Annotated in this window: 22 protein-coding genes and 1 riboswitch; of the genes, 20 read left to right on the plus strand and 2 right to left on the minus strand. The window is 31.3% G+C overall.

From position 1 onward, the window contains the following. The first annotated feature begins 9 nt into the window (after window positions 1-9). The 4 genes from IY230_RS02940 to IY230_RS02955 all read left to right on the plus strand — a co-directional run bounded on the left by IY230_RS02940 (window position 10) and on the right by IY230_RS02955 (window position 3,174). Window positions 10-915, plus strand: coding sequence for an aldose epimerase family protein (locus tag IY230_RS02940; RefSeq protein WP_196369842.1), 906 nt, complete (start codon window positions 10-12; stop codon window positions 913-915). A gap of 111 nt (window positions 916-1,026) precedes the next feature. After that, window positions 1,027-1,968, plus strand: a complete 942-nt coding sequence (locus tag IY230_RS02945) for a dipeptidase (RefSeq protein WP_196369843.1) — start codon at window positions 1,027-1,029, stop codon at window positions 1,966-1,968. A 69-nt stretch (window positions 1,969-2,037) separates the two neighbouring features. Further along, complete coding sequence (locus tag IY230_RS02950) at window positions 2,038-2,709, plus strand: gamma-glutamyl-gamma-aminobutyrate hydrolase family protein (protein WP_196369844.1); 672 nt, start codon at window positions 2,038-2,040, stop codon at window positions 2,707-2,709. Window positions 2,710-2,949: 240 nt separating this feature from the next. Continuing rightward, a complete protein-coding gene (locus IY230_RS02955) occupies window positions 2,950-3,174 on the plus strand; it encodes a hypothetical protein (protein WP_196369845.1) in 225 nt (74 codons plus the stop codon). A 60-nt stretch (window positions 3,175-3,234) separates the two neighbouring features. Here the strand turns inward: IY230_RS02955 and coaD are convergent, their stop codons facing one another. Continuing rightward, window positions 3,235-3,720, minus strand: a complete 486-nt coding sequence (coaD, locus tag IY230_RS02960) for a pantetheine-phosphate adenylyltransferase (RefSeq protein ID WP_041634602.1) — start codon at window positions 3,718-3,720, stop codon at window positions 3,235-3,237. A gap of 217 nt (window positions 3,721-3,937) precedes the next feature. Between coaD and IY230_RS02965 the strand changes: the two genes are divergently transcribed. The 6 genes from IY230_RS02965 to rbfA are packed head-to-tail and all read left to right on the plus strand — an operon-like array spanning window position 3,938 to window position 8,240. Continuing rightward, the gene (locus IY230_RS02965; RefSeq protein ID WP_196369846.1) at window positions 3,938-4,372 is read left to right on the plus strand and encodes a ribosome maturation factor RimP; all 435 of its coding nucleotides are present in this window, start codon (window positions 3,938-3,940) and stop codon (window positions 4,370-4,372) included. 16 nt (window positions 4,373-4,388) lie between these two features. Then, the gene (nusA, locus tag IY230_RS02970; RefSeq protein ID WP_196369847.1) at window positions 4,389-5,465 is read left to right on the plus strand and encodes a transcription termination factor NusA; all 1,077 of its coding nucleotides are present in this window, start codon (window positions 4,389-4,391) and stop codon (window positions 5,463-5,465) included. A gap of 11 nt (window positions 5,466-5,476) precedes the next feature. Further along, window positions 5,477-5,737, plus strand: a complete 261-nt coding sequence (rnpM, locus tag IY230_RS02975; RefSeq protein ID WP_196369848.1) for an RNase P modulator RnpM — start codon at window positions 5,477-5,479, stop codon at window positions 5,735-5,737. Next, the gene (locus IY230_RS02980; RefSeq protein ID WP_012242272.1) at window positions 5,734-6,012 is read left to right on the plus strand and encodes a L7Ae/L30e/S12e/Gadd45 family ribosomal protein; all 279 of its coding nucleotides are present in this window, start codon (window positions 5,734-5,736) and stop codon (window positions 6,010-6,012) included. Before rnpM ends, IY230_RS02980 begins: the two co-directional genes overlap by 4 nt. Before the next feature lie 15 nt (window positions 6,013-6,027). Beyond that, window positions 6,028-7,890: a translation initiation factor IF-2 gene (gene infB, locus IY230_RS02985; RefSeq protein ID WP_196369849.1), complete on the plus strand. Its 1,863-nt coding sequence runs from the start codon at window positions 6,028-6,030 to the stop codon at window positions 7,888-7,890. A 2-nt stretch (window positions 7,891-7,892) separates the two neighbouring features. Continuing rightward, window positions 7,893-8,240 (plus strand): 30S ribosome-binding factor RbfA, encoded by a 348-nt coding sequence (rbfA, locus tag IY230_RS02990; protein ID WP_196369850.1) that lies wholly within the window; start codon window positions 7,893-7,895, stop codon window positions 8,238-8,240. 44 nt (window positions 8,241-8,284) lie between these two features. On the opposite strand, the gene IY230_RS02995 is transcribed toward rbfA, so the two are convergent. Further along, entirely contained in the window at window positions 8,285-8,425 is a 141-nt protein-coding gene (locus tag IY230_RS02995; protein ID WP_196369851.1) for a hypothetical protein, read from the minus strand. Window positions 8,426-8,637: 212 nt separating this feature from the next. Between IY230_RS02995 and priA the strand changes: the two genes are divergently transcribed. The 10 genes from priA to IY230_RS03045 all read left to right on the plus strand — a co-directional run bounded on the left by priA (window position 8,638) and on the right by IY230_RS03045 (window position 21,058). Further along, window positions 8,638-10,902, plus strand: coding sequence for a replication restart helicase PriA (gene priA, locus IY230_RS03000; RefSeq protein ID WP_196369852.1), 2,265 nt, complete (start codon window positions 8,638-8,640; stop codon window positions 10,900-10,902). A gap of 11 nt (window positions 10,903-10,913) precedes the next feature. After that, a complete protein-coding gene (gene fmt / locus IY230_RS03005; RefSeq protein ID WP_196369853.1) occupies window positions 10,914-11,828 on the plus strand; it encodes a methionyl-tRNA formyltransferase in 915 nt (304 codons plus the stop codon). Continuing rightward, window positions 11,821-12,399, plus strand: coding sequence for a phosphatidylglycerophosphatase A family protein (locus tag IY230_RS03010; protein WP_196369854.1), 579 nt, complete (start codon window positions 11,821-11,823; stop codon window positions 12,397-12,399). Before fmt ends, IY230_RS03010 begins: the two co-directional genes overlap by 8 nt. Before the next feature lie 3 nt (window positions 12,400-12,402). Continuing rightward, window positions 12,403-13,722, plus strand: a complete 1,320-nt coding sequence (locus tag IY230_RS03015; RefSeq protein ID WP_196369855.1) for a hypothetical protein — start codon at window positions 12,403-12,405, stop codon at window positions 13,720-13,722. A gap of 75 nt (window positions 13,723-13,797) precedes the next feature. Next, window positions 13,798-13,896: riboswitch (SAM riboswitch) on the plus strand. 63 nt (window positions 13,897-13,959) lie between these two features. Further along, window positions 13,960-15,120, plus strand: coding sequence for a methionine adenosyltransferase (metK, locus tag IY230_RS03020; protein ID WP_196369856.1), 1,161 nt, complete (start codon window positions 13,960-13,962; stop codon window positions 15,118-15,120). Window positions 15,121-15,168: 48 nt separating this feature from the next. Further along, window positions 15,169-15,738 (plus strand): LemA family protein, encoded by a 570-nt coding sequence (locus IY230_RS03025; RefSeq protein ID WP_196369857.1) that lies wholly within the window; start codon window positions 15,169-15,171, stop codon window positions 15,736-15,738. 323 nt (window positions 15,739-16,061) lie between these two features. Further along, window positions 16,062-18,530, plus strand: a complete 2,469-nt coding sequence (gene secA, locus IY230_RS03030; RefSeq protein WP_196369858.1) for a preprotein translocase subunit SecA — start codon at window positions 16,062-16,064, stop codon at window positions 18,528-18,530. A gap of 2 nt (window positions 18,531-18,532) precedes the next feature. Then, window positions 18,533-19,630: a peptide chain release factor 2 gene (prfB, locus tag IY230_RS03035; protein ID WP_196369859.1), complete on the plus strand. Its 1,098-nt coding sequence runs from the start codon at window positions 18,533-18,535 to the stop codon at window positions 19,628-19,630. Then, complete coding sequence (locus tag IY230_RS03040) at window positions 19,623-20,492, plus strand: YitT family protein (protein WP_196369860.1); 870 nt, start codon at window positions 19,623-19,625, stop codon at window positions 20,490-20,492. Before prfB ends, IY230_RS03040 begins: the two co-directional genes overlap by 8 nt. Then, a complete protein-coding gene (locus IY230_RS03045; RefSeq protein WP_196369861.1) occupies window positions 20,489-21,058 on the plus strand; it encodes a RecX family transcriptional regulator in 570 nt (189 codons plus the stop codon). Before IY230_RS03040 ends, IY230_RS03045 begins: the two co-directional genes overlap by 4 nt. Window positions 21,059-21,063 lie beyond the last annotated feature (5 nt).

Below are 21,063 nucleotides of genomic sequence, written 5' to 3' on the forward strand. Positions count from 1 at the left end.
GTTAACAACATGTATAAAACATATGTATTAGAAAATGATTATTTAAAAGTAGAAGCAATTGATTATGCTGCAAGCATCTATCAAATATATCTAAAAGACAATGGTCGTCTTAAACCATTACTTGCAACACCTAAAACAAAAGATTTATTTATTGAAAATACACTCAATTATGGACGTACTGTAGGTCGTACAGCAGGTAGATTATACCCTACTGAAGATACACTTAAATATGTAGACTTTAAAGGTGAACCAAGCTACATGCATGGTGGTCCAAATAGATTTGGTACAAAGACTTTTAATGTTAGAAAACATACAAGTGATTCTATAGAATTTGAATTAAATGTCAAAGACATGTCAGATGGTTACCCAGGTAACTTAAATGTTTTAATAACTTATAGAATATTCCAAGGTAGTTTGGTTGTTTGGCATCAAGCTAAATCTGATAAAGACACTTTACTTAACTTAACTTTCCACCCATATTTTAATTTAGAGCAGTCAAATCATATAAGAAATCATGAATTAAAAATTGAATCTTCAACATACCTTTCCCAAAATGAACATAAGATCTTTGCTTATGAAAATGATGTGGAAGGCACACACAGAGATTTTAGAACCTTTAAACCTTTAATCATCAATGAACAAAATGCACTAGATGATATTTATTTACTACCTAAAGATAGATATACTGCAACCTTAAGAACCAAAGATATCCAAATGCAAGTATATACAAACTATCCGGCACTTGTTGTTTATACTCAAAATAAAGTCAATAACACTGATTTAGTCAATGCTAAAAAAGATGAACTTTATACAGGTGTAGCGATTGAATGTCAAAAGAGTCAAAAAGATTTAAATGTGCTTAAACATGATCGTGTATATGATCACTATATCATGTATAGTTTTAATAAAATTTAAACTTATAAAGACCAGTTGATGACTGGTCTTTATGTTTAAGAGTCACATATAATACCTTATGATAACCATGTTATAATAATAAGTAATATCAATAAAAAGTAGGTAATCACTATGTTATTTGATGCACATGCAGATATTTTGACAGATATCTATGAACAACTAAAAATAGGTAATAAAGACCCATTTACAACAAGACATTTAAATCACTACAAGCGTAGTGGTATCACACACAGTATTTTTGTGAATTGGACCGATCCAGATAAAAGTACTAGAACAGATTTTTATGACTGTTTTGATGTAGCTACAAACTATATAAAGGAAAAATCGAACCTTTTTAAAATATGCTATAACACGAAAGATGTAAAAGAAGCAGTAAGTTTAAATAAATTTGGTGTATTTTTAGGTGTAGAGGGTATCAAGTATTTAGATAAACCTGAAGATATAGAACTACTTTACAAAAAGGGTGTTCGTCATGCATCATTAACTTGGAATGAAGTAAATGATTATGCAACAGGTTTATCAAGTGTAGAAACAGGACTTACACCTAAAGGAAAAGAAGTTATTGAAAAAATGATGGAACTAGGTATGTTAATTGACCTAAGCCATGCCAATGAAAAAACATTTAAAGATGTTTTTGATTTAGCAACTAAACCTATTGTTGTAACACACGGTAATGCAAAAGCGCTTTGTAATCATAAAAGAAACTACACAGATGAACAACTTCAAATGATTAAAGATAAAAATGGAGTGATCGGTGTATGTGCTGTAGCTAATTTCATATCATCAGAAAAGACAAATCAAAATGTTTCCTATTTAGCTAAACATATTGACTACATTGTAAAACTTATAGGTATTGATCATGTAGGTATTGGGCTTGATGTATGTTACTACTTATATGAAGATGTTACAAGTACACATGTAGAAGGGCTTCAAACAATAGGAGACACTAAAAATTTACTTAATGAACTCATCAAATTAGGCTATTCTAAAGAGGATATTGACAAGATATCCTATAAAAACTTTCATAGAGTTTTAGATGAAGTATTAAAATAGGACACCTGATTAGAAAGAAAGGAAGTTATACTCTAACTATGATTATTGTTTTGAGTATATAAATACAACATGCCAAAACTTATAGGTATTACACCAAGACTTCTAACAGAGTCTGGTGTAGAAAAACAATTTATAAACACTAGATACATTAAACATCTTACTCAAAGGGGCTTTAATACGATTCAAATTAATTTGGATAACCCAAATAATGATGCGATCTTTGAGATGTGTGATGGATTTTTAATTACCGGTGGTACTGATGTAGACCCTATACATTTTAATGAAGTAAATGAAGGATTATCTAAAAATGTAGATATGAGACTAGATTTAATGGATAAACAGATTACAGAATATGCTATTAAATCAAAAAAACCACTATTAGGTATTTGTCGTGGTCTCCAAACAATTAATGTATTTTCAGGTGGATCATTATATCAAGACTTACAGGACTTAAATAATACTCACAATAGTATCAAGGAAAACCATGAAGTAATGATTAAAAATCATCCTTTATTTGGTTTTGAAGGATTAATCAAGGTAAACAGCTATCATCATCAAGCTATTAAAGATGTAGCAGATTCATTTGATGTTATAGGTAGAGATATAGATGGAACCATTGAAATGATTGTACACAAAACATTACCGATATTTGCAGTACAGTGGCATCCTGAAATTGATATTGAATTACCTTTTTCTAAATTATTATTTGATACTTTTGAAAAATTGGTAAAAAAATCATAAAGCATGTGTAAATCATCAAATGGATATTGTTTTACATAATAGATTAACTAAGGTATAAGACATAACTTGATTTTATAACTACACTACAGCCTTTCAGATTTCATATGTTTTAATCTATAAAACCTATGTCCAAACCTAAAGTTTTAGTTATATTGAATAATATGATAACTTTGGGACTCATTTAATGAAAGATTTACGTGATATTAGAACCGAAATTCAAGTTCTCTTGATTGATTTACAGTGGATGTTAAAGTTATTATTGGAAGTCTTGCGTTTAGTAGAATGCCAACATTAGAATCCATACATATGTCTGATCAAATAGAATATGTAGGTGAATATATATTTGATCAATCAAATGCGGTAACTATCTATATAAAGGGTCAAAATCTTATTGGTTACGATCCTAAATGGAATGATAACCGTAATCAACTAGAGCACGAAAGAAATATAATATATCAATCATAAATAAAAGACCACTTGATTTTGTTAAATTTGATTTAACAAGTCACTCAAGTGGTCTTTTTATTATTTAAGTTTTGATAATTTCTTTATAACCATATCTATAATTTGTTCAGGGATATATAAAGATATATCCGCATCATGATATACAAGTTCTTTAATACTGGAACTAGAGACAAAATGATTTCTAGAAGAAGGGAATAATACGACTGTTTCTACATTTGGATTTAAATTCTTATTAAACTGGTATAACATATACTCGTTTTCATAATCGGCAATATTTCTAAGTCCTCTAAAGAGTACCTTAATACTATGTTTATCAGCATATCTTACGACCAAATCAGATGTATAGCTAATTAATATGTTGGGAATGTGAGCAGTAGATTTTTTTATCATCTCTACACGTTCTTCAGCTGTAAAAGAAAACTTCTTTTTAGGGTTATCTGCAATAACGATGTGTAACACATCTACCAGTTCAGATGCACGCTCAATAACATCTAAATGCCCTAGTGTAAGTGGGTCAAATGAACCTGGATATAGTCCTTTTTTCATAATGGTGTTTTTAGACATTTAACTCGAATTTATTTGAGTAAATATCTTGTCCTTTCAATTTCTTTTCCTATATAGATATTTTTTGCAGTATATCTATTAATATTTTAACACATTTGTGTTTTTATCTTGTTATTTAGTTGTATAAATGCTATAATTTTTTATAGAAGATGAGTGGGGCTGTATTAGTTCTCACTTCTTTTTTGAAGAGGTAATGTATATGAATATTAATGTAATTAAAGAAAAAGTAAAATCCATACTAGATCCAAAAGATATCATAATTTATGATATATTTGAAGAAAAAATGGGTAAGGAAAAAATTCTTACGATTTTACTTGATGCAACACTTGATCATGAGCATTTAGAAAAAGTGCATATGGAAGTTCTAGATTATATAAATGATGATTTAGATGATGACTATTATTTACAAATGTCAACTGTTGGTATTGAAAAAGAACTAAGGAATTTAGAAGAAGTTCAAAGACATGTTGGCGGGTATGTATATTTAGAAAGTGATGCATACACAGGTAATGCTACTTTAAATGATGTGATTGATAATGAATTACACATTAGTTTTTTCATTAAAGGTCGTCCAAAAAAACTACAAATTAAATATGAAAACATAAGATTTATCCGCCAAGCGGTTAAATTTTAAAAGGAGAGAATAAAAAATGATCAGTAAAGCATTTTTCCAAAATATAGAAGAAGTCGCTGAAGATAACGACTTAAATAAAGAACAAGTATTCCATGCTTTTGAGCAAGGATTAATTGCTGCATGTAAAAAGCAATTAGGTGTACAAACATGCCGTGTAGAATTTAAAGAAGAAAAACATGAATTATTAATCTATGGTCAATATTATGTTTTACCTGAAGGTGAACTTAATTTAGAACTAGATAAAAAGTATACTTTCTTAAAATTAGAAGATGCTAAAGCATTAAAGAAATCAGCTAAAGCAGGTGAGGTTTTAGAAGTTAAAATTGAACCAAGTGAATTTAGCTATAATGCAAGCCGTGACTTAAAACATAGATTCAATGAAGTTTTAAATCAAATTAAGAAAGAAAATATCTATCAAGGATTAAAAGATCTTCAATATGAAATGGTAACAGCTAGAGTCTTAGAAGAAGAAAAAGACTTCTACCGTATTGAAATCAACAAGGATGTTATTACAATGCTACCTAAAAAGGAAGCATTACCTACAGATAAATTCCATGTAGGTGATCGTGTTAAAGTTTATGTTACAGATGTAGAAATGAAGACTAAAGGTCCTAAAATTTATGTTTCTCGTACACATGTGGCTTTAGTTACTCGTTTACTTGAAGAATATGTACCAGAAATCAAAGATGGTACGATTGAAGTTTTAGGTATTGCACGTGATCCAGGTGATCGTTCTAAAGTAGGTTTAAAATCTAATAACGAGAACGTTGACGTTATCGGAGCTACAGTTGGTGAAGGTGGCGTACGTATTAAAGAAATCTCTAAATTCCTATCTGGAGAAAAAATTGATTTATTCAGATGGAGTGATAATGAACAAGAACTGATTGGTAACTCTTTACAACCGGCACCGGTTGTAGCGGTTACGAGAGTAAATCCTAAAGAAAAGAGTGCGTTAGCAATCGTTCCTGATGCTCAATTATCTTTAGCAATTGGTAAACTTGGTCAAAACGTTAAGTTAGCAGTTCAAGCAAGTGGTTGGTCTATTGATATTAAATCTGAGACTACAGCAGCTGAAGAAGGCATTATTTACTAAGAGGGTTTAAAATGAAAACAGTTAAAAAGATTCCAATGCGTACATGTGTCGTTACAAAGACTGTTCATCCTAAAAAAGATTTGGTACGCATTGTAGCAAATAAAGAAGGACTTGTCTTTGTTGATACTAAGGGCAAAGCTAATGGTCGTGGTGCTTATATTCATTTAAGTGCAGAAAATATTGAACTCGCTAAAAAGAGTAAAGCGCTCGACAGAAAATTAGAAGTTACAATTCCTGATAGCGTATATGAAGAATTGGCTAAACTATTATGAATAAAGGTGCTTTAGGACTTGCATACGCTGCAAGAAAAGTGGTTATCGGTCAAGAAGAAGTTGTTAAGGCACTTCAAAAAAAACAACTACATTTAGTATTACTTGCAACCGATGCAAGTGATAATACAACTAAAAAGATAAAAGACAAAACAAATACTTATCAAATTCAATTAATACATACACATACCTCACTAGATATTTCTAGTGCAATAGGTAAGAAAAATATTAAAGTCATAGGAATAAAGGATAAAGGGTTTAGTATGATGCTTAAATAGAAAGGTTGATGCAATATGGCAAAACAAAGAAGTAATAATAGAAATAACAATAACACTAGGAGACCAAGTAAAAATAATTTTGGAAAGTCTACTTATTCAAACACTCAAAAACCAGCACCTAAAAAAGCGATAACAGAGTTAATTTTCAAATCTGAAATGACGGTTTCAGATGTGGCAGAAGCACTTGACATCTCAAACGCAGTTTTAATTAAAAAACTAATGGGTTTAGGGATGATGACTTCTGTAAACCAAGTTTTAGAACGTGATGTTGTAGAACTTATAGCTATGGATATGGGCATTGAAGTTAAAGATGAAGTAATCACAGATTTAACAAGATATGATGAAATGGAAATTATTGACGATCCAAAAAACCTTGTTAAAAGAAGTCCAATTATTACGATTATGGGTCACGTAGACCATGGTAAAACAACACTTTTAGATTCTATTAGAAAATCTAGAGTGGTCACAGGAGAAGCTGGTGGAATCACACAACACATCGGTGCTTATCAAGTTGAACATGGTGGTGAAAAAATTACATTTATCGATACCCCAGGTCACGCGGCATTTACTGAAATGCGTGCACGTGGAGCTAAAGTAACTGATATTGTTGTTTTAGTTGTGGCTGCTGATGATGGTGTTAAACCACAAACAATTGAAGCGTTACAACATGCCAAGGCATCAGGCGTTCCTATTATCGTAGCAATCAATAAAATTGATAAACCAACAGCAAATCCAGATAACGTTATGAGTGCTTTATCAGCACATGATTTAACGCCTGAAGCATGGGGTGGTACAACACCATATGTTGAAGTATCTGCATTAAAACGCTTAGGAATTGACAATTTATTAGATATTATCTTAGTATTAGCAGAAGTTGAAGACTTAAAAGCAAATCCAAAACGTGATGCAATGGGTACAGTTATTGAAGCTTACCTAGATAAAGGTAGAGGTCCGGTTGCTACAGTTATCGTAGAAAATGGTACATTACATATTGGTGATATCATCGTTATTGGGAATACGTTCGGTCGTATACGTACAATGAATGATGATCTTAAAAAACGTTATGATGAAGCACTTCCAGGTACACCGGTTGAAATTACAGGTTTAGACCAAGTACCTCAAGCTGGTGATATCTTCATGGTATTTAAAGATGAAAGAGTGGCACGCCAAACAGCGGAAGCACGTTCTTCAAAACTAAAAGAAACATATATTAAACAACAAAAAGCGAGTTCACTTGAATCCATGTTTGGTGCACAAGATGATGGCGAAAAAGTATTAAACTTAGTACTTAAATGTGACGTTCAAGGTAGTATTGAAGCATTAAGAGGTATGCTTGATAAAATTGATGTTGATGGCTTTAAAGCCAACATCGTGCGTAGTGGTGTAGGTGGAATATCTGAAACAGATGTTCAACTAGCATCTGCATCTGGTGCAGTCGTCATTGGTTTTAACGTTCGTCCTACAGCTGCAGTAAAATCTCTAGCAGAATCTATGAATGTTGAAATCAGATTATATAATGTCGTATACCGTATTACTGAAGACATCGAAAAGGCTCTAAAAGGTATGTTAGAACCAGTCTTTGAAGATGTTGTAACTGGTACCGCAGAAGTACGTCAATTATTTAAAATTTCTAAAATTGGAACAATCGCTGGTAGTTATGTTACAAACGGCGTCATTCATAGAGATTCTAAAGTTACAGTCATTAGAGAAGGTGTTGTCATCTATAACGGTGTACTATCTAGTTTAAAACGTGGTAAAGATGATGTTAAAGAAGTACGTCAAGGATTTGAATTCGGCTTTAGCGTTGAAAACTACAACGATTTAAAAGAAGGTGACGTGATTGAAGCGTCTATTGAAAGAGAAGTGGAGGTAGATTAATTATGAGTATTAACGTCGATCGATTAGCTTCAAGAATTTTAAGAGAATTAGTTCATATAGTGAATGATGTGATTAAAAACACTCAAATTGGTTATATTACACTTACAGAAACTAAAGTCACTAAAGATAAAAGTTACTGTTATGTTTACTACACCATCATTGATGATAGTGTAGAAGCCAAAAAGAAAGTTCAAGATCTTTTAGATGCAGGTAAAAAAGAAATTCGTATGAAGTTAGCATCTAAAGTTAACGACATTCGAAAAATTCCTGATTTAGTCTTTAAATATGATGAAGCATTAGCGTATGGTAATCATATTGATAAATTACTTTCGGATATCAATAAAAATTAATAATGAAAAATGCGAGTACTTTAAATTAAGTACTCGCATTTTTATTATAGGACAGGATGATTTAATTTATAAGTTTCTGTAACCACTTTAGTCTCACCATCAAATAAGATGTCTAAACCAGATGATTCTAGATCATCTGTTATAAGGCTCAAATCAGATTTATCAATTAAGACTTTAATCATCATTTTCTTACCTTCATCTAGATTTTACAAAAACCTAGTTTAAAGTAGCAAGGTTTATCTTATAAGTTACATGAATTTATAAATAACTTACAGTAGAACACTTTAGATTTATTTTACCACTCAGCTGTATAAACGTAGATAAACAGTGTTAAAAACACTTAAAAACTGTAAAAATGCGCATATAAATGATATAATTTATTATGGTAGGTGACTAGATGATTGCTCGTGTTATTGTGGATATAAAACATCAAAGTGTGAATCAAACATTTGATTATTTAGTTCATGAAAAAGATCAACTTCATATTCAAAAAGGTATGCGTGTAATTGTACCTTTTACAGATAATAATATATTACGTTTAGGTTTTGTCTATGATATTATAAGTGCATCTGATTTAGCACATAAGTATGTTCATGAAATATTAGACATTGAACCTATTTTTAATGATGAATTATTTTTAATGATGGATAAACTGATAGAAGACCCAAATGCGCTCATTGCAGAAGCCTTTGAAACCGTGATACCTAAACAGTTATTAATTCATTATGAGAAAAAGGCTATTTTGTTAGAACCTAAACAACTACCGGATGATTTAGTACCGTTTTTCAAACAAGGTGTTTGGACTTTGCTTAAAAAAGATGAAGTTTATTATAACCGTTTAAAAACATTAGAACAAAAAGGTATAGTTGAATTAAAAACTGTATTAAAGACAAGAAATAAGAAACCTTTAATAACCTATGTAAGAATCGATAACAGAAACTATCATGGTACACCAAAACAACACGAAGTACTAGATATTTTAAGTGCGCACTCACAAATGAAAAAAGCAGATCTCGTAGCAAACTCTAGTGCATCGATTGTAAATACGTTAATCAAAAAAGCTGTTATTGAAGTATTTTATGAATCAGATAAGTTAGAAGTAGCTAATTTTAACAAAACAACTGAACTACCTGTGATTAATGAAGATTTGAAAGACCAAATCAAAGATATGATGGATGCAAAACATCAAGTTTATGTGAGTCAGTATCAAGATACCAAATTAGACCCTTTCTTTTTCCATTTGATTCATGAAGTGATTTCACAGGGTAAGCAAGTGCTTATCATGGTGCCTGAAAACTTTATGATTGATTCTGTTAAGTCATCACTTGAAAAAGTCTTTAGGGAAGAACTTATTATTGGTTTAAATCGTGGTCAAACAGATAAACAAATGATGTTAAAGTACAGTGCAATTTTAGATAATGAAACTAAAATTGTCGTCGGTGCACGTTCATCTGTATTTACAAGTTTTAGTGATCTAGGTTTAATCATCATAACGGATAGTAATAATCACAGTTACCGTGCACATGAAGGCATTTATTATCATGCATTAGAGATTGCTGAAATAAGAGCTAGATATCATGGTATACCACTTTATTTAAGTGCGAGTTCAATATCCTTAGACAATTATATAAAGATACAACAAAAAACACATGAGTTACTAAACCTACAAGAAGAAGTCTATAAATCCATTGAACTTATAGACATGAAAGAAGAACTAAAAAAAGGAAATACCAAGTTAGTTAGTCTAAGTTTAAATGATGCCATATTAAATACATTAGATCAAAATAAAAAAGTATTATTAATATTAAACCAAAAAGGGTATGCACCCTTTGTAATGTGTAGGACATGTTCGCATGTACCGGTAGATCCAGAAACTGGAATCCCTTTAAGATTTGATGAAAAACAAAATATTTTAAAATCTAATTTGACAAAATATCAACTTGAGTTTACTAAAACATGCCCTGTATGTGGTAAACATACAGTGAAGTCTGTAGGTAGTGGTATTGATCAACTTATAACCTACTTACATAAAGCATATCCTTCAAAAGAGATATTAAAAGTTGATAGTGAGGCGATTAGTAATAAGACCTATCATGATAAAATTGAAGATCTTAGTCAAATCGATATCATTGTAGGTACACAGATGGCACTGAAATCTAATTTAGAAGATAAAATAGATTTAGTGGGTATTTTGATGATTGATCAGTGGTTAAAATTACCCAAATTTGATGCCTATGAAGCAACTTATGAACTACTTAGTCAAGCAAAATTTATCACTAAAGATAAACTGATTATTCAAAGTTATGATCCAACTCATTTTGTTTTAAAAAGCATTATAGGTGATGGAAGTACATATTATAAAGAAGAACTAAGTCGTAGAAGAATTTCTAAATTACCACCATATTATCAAGTGCTACAACTACGCATTGAAGGTATGAGTTATTTAAAGACTTTTCAATATGCACTCTCATTAAAGACTTCATTAGAAAAAATGGGACTCACTGTTTTAGGTCCAACCTCATCTGTATTACTTAAACATTTAGAAAATTATAGAGTATTATTAACGATTAAATACCAAGGTAGTTTAAAAGCGTTTAATCACCTATTAAAATCAAACAAAGACATAAAAATATATATGAACCATGACGTATCATGGTATTAAAGGAGTAAATTATGATTGTATTTATGGGTACCCCAGAGTTTTCAGTACCAATTCTAGAAATGTTGATTGAAGAACAATATCCGGTTGGGCTAGTTGTTACACAACCAGATAGATTTGTTGGTAGAAAAAAGATATTAACACCATCACCAGTTAAGTCACTTGCTTTAGCACATAATATCGAGGTTTTTCAACCCGAAAAATTACGTCAGGATTATCAACATATCATTGATTTAAAGCCAAGCTTAATCATTACAGCAAGCTATGGTCAAATACTTCCTAAAGCCCTTTTAGAAGCAATTCCTGCAATTAACATTCATGGTTCATTATTACCTAAATACCGTGGTGGTGCACCAATTCAATATGCATTATTTAATGGTGATGATAAAACAGGTATTACCTTAATGGAAATGGTATATAAAATGGATGCCGGTGCCATGATTAAAAAGGTAGAAGTAGAAATTGATCCTCTGGATGATTACGGCACTTTATCTAATAAGTTATCACTAGCAGGTAGAGATCTATTAAAAGAAAATCTGATGAGTGTTTTAAATAAAACATATCAAAGTACACCACAAAATGAGGATGAAGTTACGTTTGCATTTACACTTAAATACAGTGATGAAGCACTTGATTTTAACAAGTCGGCATTATGGAATCATAACCGTATTAGAGGCTTAAGTCCTAACGTTGGAGCGCATTTTAACATCAAAAACACTACGGTTAAGGTGTTTAAATCAGCAATAAGTGATATAATAGACATTCAAAGAGGTGAAATTCGTATAGAAAATAAAAGAATATTTATTGGTACGAGTGATAGAGCCATAGAATTAATAGAATTACAACAATCAGGTAAAAAACAAATGAAGGTTAAAGATTATTTGAATGGGCAAAGCCTATTTATTAACGGAGGAAAAATAGATGAGTAAACCGAAACTCTTATATAACCGAGATGAGATGTTAAAAATTAACATCGACACCTTGAAAAATAGATGCGATGTATCTGTTTTGGATATTGCAAAGATTGCACAGCAACAACAATCTAAATATTATCCTGGTATTGATATTAACTTATGTGTGGAATCTGTAGAAAAAATATTAACTTTTAGAGATGTTTTCCACCACATTCAATTTGCTGCAGAAGTCGATAGACTTGCTGAAGAAAAAATGTTTAAAGGACCAATTCAAGATATTTTATTCTATGATCTTGGACTATTTGGTATTGATGAAACCATTGGTTTAGATGTTGCTAGAAACTATGGTGCAATTGGACAAACAAACTTTGGTGATATTGATGTCAACAAACATGGTATCGTAAAAAGATTAAATGATGCTGGTAAAACCGAAGGTGTTGTGCATACAATGATGGATGATATTGTAGGCGCTATTGCTGCGGCTGCATCTACTCGTGTTGCTCAAGTGATGAATGAAGATATCGCACTTGAAAATCCAAGTTACCAAAAAATTAGCTTATTTGATTTGAAAAAAAGGAAAAGATAATTTATGGGCTTAAAGAACCAAAAGCATAGGTTAAAGGGCTTTGGAAAAAAGCTGTTTTCTAAATATTTTGGTTTTGAAACTGGAATTGATATTGCTAATGACGTAGCTGTTTTATATAGAAGAAATGTAGTGATTAAAAACATCGTATTTATATCAAACTTGCTATATTCTTTAGTGTTTTTCATTCTAGGCTTTAGTGTTGCCAATCCGACAACCGATTGGATTTTTGCTATTGCTGCTCTACCAATTACCTATACAGTAGGTAGACTACAATCTAAGCTTATCGACTTAGACCACAACGATTTAACAAAACAACAGATTGCTATGTATGTATCTAGTTTTTGGATTTTTATATCTGCAGTGATGGTTTATATACGTGTTTATGCAGTCGGACAAAATGCGCCGTTTGAAACTGCAAGTTACGTATTAATATTTTATGCGTTAGTTCAAATATCGCTTTACCAAGACAAAAGGTTACTATCAAACTCATTTGTTTCATTAGTTGGGTTTGTTACATTAATACATATATCCATTACTTATAATTTCTTTAATTTAGGCCTTACTTGGCAAGAGTTCTTATCAACGATATTTACTGATCCAGTACTAGCTATTCAAGTAGCTGACTTAGCCTTAAGAACAGTTATATTTATATTATTTTATTTAATCAATTATATTATTGTTTCTATTGGACAATCCATCCAGGAAGAAAGAAAAAAGGAATTGAACAAACGCCGTGAAGTACAAATGGACTTCACGCATATCGTTAGATCATTATTTAACGTTGTATTTCAATCTGCAAGTACCATATTAAATGAAAGACATGCCTATAATGTGGCATCTGTTGCATCAAAAATAGCTACATTTTATCACTTGGATGAACAAGACAAAATTGAGTTAGAAAAATACGCACTGATTCATTTAAGATTTGATGAAATCAAGGATTTAATGATAGAAACAGATAGCTATAATGAACATACCTATGAAGTATTAAAAGAAAAGACAGATTTAGGTGCAAAAATTGGTAAAAGAATTCAACTTGCTCAAAAATCTAATGATATTATTAGAGCACATTATGAAGGAAGTGCTGATGAAGCATTTGCTCAACAAATGAATAAAATCCAATTTGAGATACCAAATCAAATTATCTTACTGGCGGATTGTTATGTTTCTTTAAGAAGTTTATCGACATACTATCATCCAAACAGCCACCCACAAACGATGGACTTATTTAAGAAACAATTAACACCATATTTTGATTATTCATTAAGGGAAACATTCTTTAAATACAACACAGAAATTGATCAACTTTATCATGATTTATAAAACATATTTTACATAATTATGTATCTTAGTTTACAAAATATCTAATAAAGGTTATCATATTAACAATTCAATAAAAACTTATTCAGAGCAGGTGAGGTGATCAGTCCTTTGACCCTGCAGCAACCTATTTAATTTAGGTGCTCAACTGACAGGGGGCTAACCCACCAATAAGGAGATTACATCACTTCCTTCTTGGGAAGTGTTTTTATTAAGTAAAGGAAGAAAGAGGTAAATATTATGAGTTACATATTTTCAAGCGAAAGTGTCTCTAAAGGACATCCGGATAAAGTAGCGGATTTTATAGCAGATTCAGTATTAGATTTAGTATTAACAAATGACCCTAAAGCACGTTGTGCGATTGAGGTTGCTTTAGCACATACAACGGTTTATATTTTTGGTGAGGTATCAACAAGTTATATATTAACAGATGAGATTATTATTGAAACTGCAAAAAAAGCAATCGATTTTTGTGGTTATAATGATGAAAAATTCATCTTTGATGCAAAATCAGCAACCTATCATGTTAACATTCATAAACAAAGTGCAGATATCGCACTAGGGGTTGATGAAACAGATAATAAAGAACAAGGTGCAGGGGATCAAGGTATTATGTTTGGTTATGCTAAAGATGATACGAAAGAACTTTTACCTTTACCAATTTTTCTCGCACATGAATTAACTAAACGTTTAGCTTTTGTTAGAGAAGAAGGTATTGTATCAGGACTTGGACCAGATGGTAAATCTCAAGTATCTGTTTTATATAATGAAAACCACGAACCACTGGAAGTTACAGCGATTGTATTATCTACTCAACATGAAGCTTCAAAGACACTTGAAAGTGTTAAAGACGACATGATGGAACATGTTATCTTAGAAGTCATTCCAAAACATTTAATTACAGATAACACTAAATACTATATTAATCCAACCGGTAGATTTGTCATTGGTGGACCAGTAGGAGATAGTGGTTTAACAGGTCGTAAACTTATTGTAGACACTTACGGTGGATACTCACGCCACGGTGGTGGTGCATTTAGTGGTAAAGATGCATCTAAAGTAGACAGATCAGCATCTTATATGGCAAGATACTTAGCAAAACAAGTCGTAGGAAGTGGTATTGCAAAAACTTGCGAAATCCAATTGGCTTATGCAATTGGTGTTGCAGAGCCAGTAAGTTTATATGTAAACACTTTTGGCACATCCAAAGTAAGTAATGAAGTGATTGCTGAAACAATTTCTAAAAACTTTGATTTAAGACCTAAAGCAATTATTAATTATCTTGGACTTACGAACCCAATCTTCAAACAAACCACTCATAATGGCCATTTTGGTAAGTTAGATTCTAATTTAAGTTGGGAAAAATTAGATAAAATTGATATTTTCGAACAATTAGTATAAAATACACATATTCACTAACCGTAAAAAGCTTGAGAGGGTGACAGTAAGATGGACAATTTAATATGGCTTTACATTGTAGCAGGTACGATAGTACTGATTCTAGTAATTATATGGGTTTGGTATCTAATCGATTCTAATAATTTTAAAAAGAATAAAGATAATATTGAAGATTTAATGGTTGACATAGATGAAATAATCATGAATAAACATCACCTGTTAAATTTTATGATAGAACAAACTAAAAGAAGTTTAACAATTGAAGCTAAAATACTAAATGAAATGCTTGAAATATCAGTCATTTCAAATACAGATAGTGTTGAACAAAAACAAGATATATCATTTCAATTAACTCAATCTATGCACATGTTATATGAAATGATTACAGATCATGAAGATTTAAAAACATCAAAAGAGATTAAAGAAAAACTGGACGAATGGATTATCCTAGAAGAAAGTTTACAAAGCACTAGAAAATTATATAATAAAAATGTTTCTAATTTTAATCACAAAATAGTAGCATTTCCTTCAAACATTATAGCAAAGATGAAAAAGTATAAAAGAAAAGATTTCTTTGAAGCAGACATCTTGCTGACTAAAGAAGAAGTAGACAGTTTATAAAGCATACCAAAGAGGGTACTAAAAAGTACCCTTTTATTTTTTATATATACATATTTGAATAAAAATAATACAAATAAAATGAATTAATAGTAAATATTGAATTTAGTATAAAAAAACACGATATTTATGTAAAAGTCATTTGAAATAGTTGGGATTATTTGGAGAAATCATATTAAATATGGTATCATTTAGTGATGTCATCTATAGATGATTGATAAGTAAACAATGATAATGTTTGATTTGGGTATTATGCCAAATCATTTTAGATTAAATAAAGATTAATTAATTACACATAAACTTAAACAAGTAAAGGAAGTGATGTTATGTTTGGACTATTTGATTCAACCAAAAAAGCAGTAAAAAAATATAACAAAGTAGCTCATAAAATAATGGCTCTAGAAGATACAATGAAAGCGATGAGTGACGAAGCATTAAAAAATCAAACTAAAATTTTTAAAGATCGCATTAAAAACGGAGAAACTTTAGACGATATTTTAGTTGAGGCATTTGCAACAGTTAGAGAAGCTTCAAAACGTGTAACTGGGCTTACACCATATTTTGTACAATTAGTAGGTGGTATGGCCATTCACGATGGTAATATTGCAGAAATGAGAACTGGTGAAGGTAAAACCTTAACCGCTGTTTTACCTGCATATTTAAATGCCTTAAATGGTAATGGTGTGCATATTGTTACAGTCAACGAATACTTAGCTAAGCGTGAAGCAGAAGGTGAGATTGGTGATCTATTTAGATTCTTAGGATTAACTGTAGGCTTAAATATTAGAGACTTAGATAGAGATGGCAAAAAGGCAGCATATGCTTGTGATATTATGTACTCTACGAACTCAGAGTTAGGCTTTGACTACTTAAGAGATCACATGGTCTTATATCATAAAGATATGGTTGCACAAAGAGGCTACCCATACGCAATTATTGATGAGGTTGACTCGATTTTAATTGATGAGGCTAGAACACCTTTGATTATTTCAGGTCCAGCTAAACAAACTCAAAACTTATACCAACAATCTGATCGTTTTGTAAAATCTTTAAGTGATCATGAATATGAACTCGATGTAGAGGCAAATACTGTCGAGTTAACACCTGAAGGTATTGCTAAGGCAGAAAGCTTATTTAATATTGAAAACTTATACGACTTAAGTCATGTATCTTTATTACATCACATCAACAATGCTTTAAAAGCGAATTTCACCATGTTTATAGACAAAGAATATATGGTTGTAGAAGGTGAAGTTTTAATTATTGACCAATTTACAGGTCGTGTACTAAAGGGTAGACAATTTAGTGAAGGTCTACACCAAGCACTTGAAGCCAAAGAAAACGTTGAAATTAAAAAAGAAACTGTTACAGTAGCTACAATTACGTACCAAAACTTCTTTAGAATGTATAAAAAATTATCTGGTATGACGGGTACTGCAAAAACAGAAGAAGATGAATTTGTAGAAATTTATAACATGAGTGTTATTGAAATTCCTACAAATAAACCAGTCATTAGAGAAGATGCTAAAGATTACTTCTTTGTAACAGCAGAAGAAAAATATCAAGCATTAATTGAAGAGATCAAACGTAGACACGAAATTGGGCAACCCATATTAATTGGTACAATTGCAGTTGAAACATCAGAATTTTTAAGTATGGAATTACGCAAACATCGTATTAACCATGAAGTATTAAACGCTAAAAACCATGAAAGAGAAGCTGAAATTGTTGCTAAAGCTGGTCAAAAAGGTGGGGTTACAATCGCGACCAACATGGCTGGACGTGGTACCGACATTAAACTTGGTGAAGGTGTAGTGGAACTTGGTGGTTTAGCAGTATTAGGTTCTGAAAAACACGATGCTAGACGTATTGATAATCAGTTAAGAGGTCGTTCTGGACGTCAAGGGGATCCTGGTTTTTCAAGATTCTACTTATCTGCAGAAGATGAACTCATGGTACGTCGTGGAGGAGACCGTTTTAGAACAATTATTGAAACACTTCAACGTGCCCAAGCAACCGGTGAACCAGTAACTTCTAAGATGATTACATCTTTAATTACTGGTGCACAAAAACGTAGTGAAGGTGTCAACTCAGAAATTAGAAAAAATGTCTTAAGATATGACGATGTTTTAAGAGTGCAAAGAGAAATTATTTATGCTGAACGTACTTCTATTTTAACTAAAGAAACTGTTGAAGCAGAAGTCATTAAGTTTATTGAAACAATTGTTGAAGCTGAAATCGATGAGTTTATTATTCCTCACGGAAGAAATAAATTTGAAATTAAAGATGAAGCAATTGTTCACCATTTTGAAAGTTTCTTAATACCTAAAGGTATGGTTAAAATTGAAGATGTAAATGAAATGGATGAAGTAGAAATTGTCAACCATTATAAAGATCTTGCGATTAAATTATTAGTAAGCAAAAAAGAAGTTGTACCTCAAGAAGTGTACAATGAGTTTTTAAAAGTAATCATGTTACGTGTAATTGATACTTATTGGATGCGTCATATTGATGCAATGAGTGAGTTACGACAAGGTGTTAGACTACAATCATACGGTCAACAAAATCCGTTAATTATTTACCAAAAAGAAGGAAAACGTATGTTTGATGAAATGCGCTACAATATTTCAAAAGATATTGCTAGATATGCTGCACTGGGTCGTATTGAATTAAATGTTAGCCGTGAAGCGGTTGTTAAAAATACAAGCACAAACCAAGGTGAAGATGCTTCTAAACAAAAACGTAAACAACCTAAGCGTGCTCACAGAAGTCAATTACCGTGGAATAGAAGGTAGTTATGGAAAAGTACGAAGTAAATAAGACACTAGAACTTTTTGAAACAAAAATTAAAGATTTAGAAAATGCTTTAGATTTAGATGCTATTAATAACAGATTAAAAGAAATCGAACCCATCATGGCAAATCCTAATTTTTGGAATGATTCAAATCAAGCAAAAAAGATTAGCCAAGAATTAAATCAACTTACAGAGAAAAAACAAACTATTACATCGATTCAAAATCAATATGAAGATGCACTGATGTGGCTTGAAGAAGCCAAAGAAGGTACTGAGAGTTGGGATGTTTTAGAAGATGAAATTGATTCACTTCAAAAGAAGATTTCCGAGTTTGAAATTGAAGTATTACTCAATGGAGAATATGATCATAACAATGCAATCTTAGAACTTCATCCAGGTGCTGGTGGAACAGAATCCATGGACTGGTGTGGTATTTTAATGCGAATGTATGAACGCTTTGCTGGCTATAAAGGGTATAAGGTAGAAATACTAAACTACTTAGCGGGTGAAGAAGCGGGTGTCAAATCTGTTACATTACGAATTTCTGGTCCGTATGCTTATGGTAATTTAAAGTCTGAACGTGGTGTTCACAGATTAGTTCGTATCTCACCATTTGACTCCAATAAAAGAAGACATACATCCTTTGTTTCATGTGATGTAGCACCTGAAATTGATGAAACAAGTGAAGTTGAATTAAAAGATGATGACATTCGTATGGATACATTCCAATCCTCTGGTGCAGGGGGTCAATCCGTTAATACGACTTACTCCGCTGTAAGATTAACGCATATACCATCAGGTATTGTCGTTAATATTCAAAATGAACGTAGTCAGATCAAGAATAAAGAAGCAGCGATGCAAATTTTAAAATCTAAACTGATACAAAAAGAACTAGAAGAAAAACAAGCGAAGTTAAATGCCCTTAAGGGTGAAAAATCAGATATTGGTTGGGGTAGTCAAATTAGATCTTATGTATTCCAACCATATCAAATGGTCAAAGATCACAGAACAAATTATGAAGTCGGTAATATTCAGTCTGTCATGGATGGAGATATTGACGGTTTCATTAATGCTTATTTGAAGAGTAAAGCCTATGAATAAAGAAATGATTAAATCATATACACTCATTACTCTAGGTGTGTTTTTACTACACTTGGCATTTTACTTTTTTATGCAACCAATGGGTTTGATCACAGGTGGTATGATGGGAATTAGTTTAATGCTTGAACCATTAATTCCATTTTCTACAGGTATTACCTATCTCATGTTAAATATTGTAGCACTTACAATTGGCGGTATTTTATTTGGTAAAGATTTCTTTTTAAAGACTGTATTTGCAAGTATTTTGTCACCTGTTTTAGTGACATTATTTGAAGTTTTAAAGATAGAAGATACACTTATACTAAATCAAATTGATCTACACTATCAACTCTTAGTAGCAAGTATTGCTAGTGGGGTATTAGCTGGTGTGGGTCTTGGTCTAGTCTTAAGATATAATGCAACCACAGGTGGTATGGATATCTTTCAAAAGATTATCAATAAATATTTAAAAGTACCATTTTCTGTGGCAGTTTATCTAACAGATGGTTTAATTATTTTACTTGGTGCATTTATAAGTCTACAAAATGGGTTATTTGCTATTTTAGCTATGTTATTAACAGCATATATGTTAGAAAAAACAGCGATATTTGGAAGAAACGCCTTTGCACTGATGATTATTACCAAAAAACATGATGAGATTAAAGATGCAATTTATGAACGTATAGACCGAGGTGTAACAAGATTAAAAGCTGTCGGTGGCTACTCTGGTATTGAAAAAGAATTAGTACTTACTACGATGAATCGCCAACAACTCTATATTGCTAAAGAGTTTATTACACAAATAGATCCAAACGCATTTACACTCATTATCTCAACAAAAGAAGTATTAGGTGAAGGTTTTCACCGTGACGATCTCACATGATAGTCAAAGAGGTTAGAAAACTTAAAACCAATTACCAAGTTGAATTTCAAAATGGTTATAAGTTAACAATTGATGAAGATACGTTAGTCCAATATAGATTAAGACCAGGTATTGAAGTAGAATCTGTTGAAGTCTTACAAAAAGCAATGGAAAAACATAAACTACTCAATAAGGCGATCAAATTTGCTTCCTATGGTAAGTCTGAAAATCAAGTGATTAAGTACCTAAATGAACAAGGTATGCATAATACGTATGATGCCATTATGATCCTTAAAAAAATGCGTATCATTGATGACTATAAAATGATTCGAGGACTTCAAAATAAGGGGTACTCTTATCTACAGTTAGAAGAAAAGTTAAAGTTTTATCAATTTGAACAAAAAGACATCGACTACGCTTTAGAAAATTATAATGAAAAAATTCCTTTATATAAGCAGTTTAAGTTAGCACTTAAAAAGTATGAAAAGGAAACTGATTATAAAAAGAAACAACAAAAAATCTATCGTTATTTAATGTCTAAAGGCTTTAATGAAGATAGTGTGATGTCAGTGATGAATATCAGCTAAAAAAA

The sequence above is a fragment of the Acholeplasma laidlawii genome (genome assembly GCF_015709225.1).
GTDB classification, from domain to species: Bacteria; Bacillota_I; Bacilli_A; order Acholeplasmatales; family Acholeplasmataceae; genus Acholeplasma; species Acholeplasma laidlawii_A.